Origin of the sequence: Ensifer aridi (assembly GCF_002078505.1) — a bacterium.
GTDB lineage: Bacteria > Pseudomonadota > Alphaproteobacteria > Rhizobiales > Rhizobiaceae > Sinorhizobium > Sinorhizobium aridi.
Window position 1 is genome coordinate 1 of sequence record NZ_LUAV01000042.1, and the last position, 2,870, is coordinate 2,870.

A 2,870-nucleotide genomic window follows, 5' to 3' on the forward strand; every position below is an offset into this window, starting at 1 on the left:
GTCTTCGTCGTTGGGCGAAGGCCTGAGGAGAGGTGATAGTGGTTCGTATCTTCCAAACGATTTCCGTGCTCACTGGTGGTGCCCACCAAGGGAAGATGGCTCCGGATGTGGAGATAACCAGCAGCCGCAAGCCAAATCACTGCGAACGGGGTTGAGAGCGGCGACACGATCAGTGATGCCGCTTCATAGCTCCTCGGCACAGAAGAACTGTTCTGGGAGCTGCCGCTCTGGCGTCTCACTGCAATTTACTCGGCCGTAGGAATACGAAAGTGGCACCTCTCATTGATGGTGAATGGATCGAGGAAACCATTACTCGAAGCGAAACCGTTCTCAACCCTGCGACAGAACAGCCTCTGAGCACGTTGCCGCGAGTAGTGAAGGCAGAGCTTGACCGCGCACTAACAGCGACAAGCCACCGTGAGCCCGTTGCCAGCACCCGCCGCGTTGCGGCGATGGACGGCCTCATCAGCGATGCACTTGCCCATCAGGCGCTACTTATCACCGGAGGCAAAGGCCTCAGGGCTGCCGGCCTAATCTACAAGCCGACTGTCCTAGCGGACGTCTTGGATCACATAAGGGCCATGAATAAGAACCGTCCCGCCCGGTCGCACTGGTACAACCTATTGGATGATGTAGAGCAGGCTTCGCCCGGGTGAGGCATCGCCTTGGGGTCTGGCCGGACACGCCTATATCGCTCCGCCACGATTGCCAGCCACATAGCGGAGGAGATGGAGGTGGGCGTCATTGGTGTCAACCAGGGTTGAAGATCCCAGAAACTCTCTTCGGCGGGATCGGCGACAGCGGCTGGGGTCCCGAAGGCGGCTTCGAAGGGCTGAAACCCTAAACTGTAAGAAAGTATGTCGGCCTCTTGATGTCTAATGGGGGATGACAACGGAGAGGAAAAGGAGCGTCGGACATGAGCTTGGACAAGACATTCTCGGGTTGGCTACCACGGCAGCTCGCTTCCGAGGGCCCGCGCTACCTTGCCGTGCTCAACGCTCTGGAGCAGGACATAGCTGAAGGCCGGCTAGCCGATTGCGACCGCTTGCCGACGCAGCGGGACCTGGCTCGAGAGCTTGGTCTTTCCGTCGGCACTGTAAGCAAGGCCTATCATAAAGCCGAACAACGCGGCATGGTCAGCAGTCATATCGGACAGGGCACCTTCGTCCGTCGCCGATCCGCGGCTCGCGCGGAGGTGGCAGAACGACATGGACCGGGCAACCTTGAGCTCAATGCGCCCGCCGAAGGGAACGAGACGCAGACCCTGTCCGCGTTATTTGGCGAGATGATAGGCGAGCGTGACCTTGCACCATTGCTGCGTTACCACCCCCACGCCGGCAGCCCTCGTCACCGTGAAATCATCGCAGCCTCTCTGTCGGACAGCAGTTTCACCGTTGAGCCGGCGCAAATGTTCCTGTGCAATGGCGCCCAGCACGCCATCGATATCGCCCTGCGCCTGGTGGCGAAGCCCGGCGACAGCGTCCTTGTGGATGCCTTCACCTATTCCGGCTTCAAGGCAATCGCTGCAGCCAGCCATCTTAACTTGGTGCCTGTGCAGATGGATGAGGAGGGAATGGACCCAGAGGCGCTTAAGCAAGCCTGCAACGGATCCAGCGCACGGGTCCTCTATTGCATGCCAACGCTCCAGAGCCCCACGGCGTGCACAATGACCGTAGCCCGGCGCTGGCGCATTGCGGAACTGGCCGAAGAATTCGATCTCGCCATCATCGAGGATGACGTCCACGGCTTTTTCTTTCCTGAACGTCCTGTGCCGATCGCCTCGTTAGCACCGGCTCGTACGTTCTACGTGATGTCCTATTCCAAATGCGTTGCGCCCGGCTTCCGCCTCGGTACATTGACGGTGCCGATGGCCTTCATTGGGCAAGCGGAGCTCCTTCTGCATGCCTCAGTCTGGTTTGTGGCTCCCATGCTGAGCGAGACGGTGGTGCGCCTGATTGAAAACGGCAAGCTGGAAGAACTGCTGCGTGAGCGGCGCCGGCAGGCGCTGGAGCGTTACCGCGTCTTCCTGGACGTCTTCCCCGAAGCCGCGAAACTTCAGTTCCCAGCTTCCTACGGGTGGTTACCGTTGCCGAAGGAATGGAAGGCGAATCAATTTGCCGCGGCTGCGCGCGGGCGGGGCATTCTTGTAACGCCACCCATCGCCTCCGCGGTGGTTGAGGTTGACCCAGGCGCCATCCGCATCTGCCTAGGGGCGCCGAACGATCTCATAGAACTCTCTGATGCCCTTCAGACCCTGTGCGATATACTTGCTCGTCAGCCGGTAAACGTCGTCTCGGTGGCGTAATAGAATTGACAACAACGACACGGATTAGAGGCTGCACGATACTTCTGTGCGCTCATGATTGATGCCGCTGCGACCTCGATCGAGAGATTGGGCGTCGCGCACGCGAGGACCATGTCTCCCGAAGCGTGATGACGATTGCGGGACGCTGATATCGGCGACGGTTCTGCACCAGCAGCGAAGCGAAGACATTCAATGCCGATTTCGCCACGTGGATGGGGTTTACTGCGGATTCCGACGATCGCGCGCATGCGTTCCAACCTGATGCCGCGCAGCGTTCCGATTTGATCGCGCGACCCGGCCCCTACGGCGCCTTGGGAAGCCGAACTCGCTCTTGCCGCTGATGCGTGCGAGGGTGGCATCGAGATGGCGTTTGAGCGTTTCCAGCACCGGAGCGGACCTTGCCTGCCGAGCGGCGAGCCGCGTCTGTGGGTCCGAGCCGTTGACCCCTGCATCGATCGCAAACAGCTCCGATATCAGGTTCAATGCTCGCTCGGCTGCCGGTGAGGCGTTGCGCAGGAATTCATTGTACAGATCACGACGTGCGTGATGGTATGGACGCCCCCTT

At 59.9% G+C, this 2,870-nt stretch carries 3 protein-coding genes; 2 read left to right on the top strand and 1 reads right to left on the bottom strand.

What is annotated here, in order from left to right; all coding sequences use genetic code 11:
• Nucleotides 1–269 precede the first annotated feature (269 nt).
• Nucleotides 270–656, top strand: coding sequence for a hypothetical protein (locus AYK65_RS30955; RefSeq protein WP_081163178.1), 387 nt, complete (start codon nucleotides 270–272; stop codon nucleotides 654–656).
• 260 nt (nucleotides 657–916) lie between these two features.
• Nucleotides 917–2,305, top strand: a complete 1,389-nt coding sequence (locus AYK65_RS30960) for an aminotransferase-like domain-containing protein (protein WP_081163180.1) — start codon at nucleotides 917–919, stop codon at nucleotides 2,303–2,305.
• Nucleotides 2,306–2,524: 219 nt separating this feature from the next.
• Here AYK65_RS30960 and AYK65_RS30965 read toward each other — a convergent pair.
• Nucleotides 2,525–2,870: IS66 family transposase (locus AYK65_RS30965; RefSeq protein WP_244560162.1), on the bottom strand; the 346-nt coding region annotated here is incomplete at its 5' end.

Coding starts and splice junctions, on each gene's coding strand:
- AYK65_RS30960 (WP_081163180.1), top strand. CDS start 917: ATGAGCTTGGACAAGACATTCTCGGGTTGGCTACCACGGCAGCTCGCT.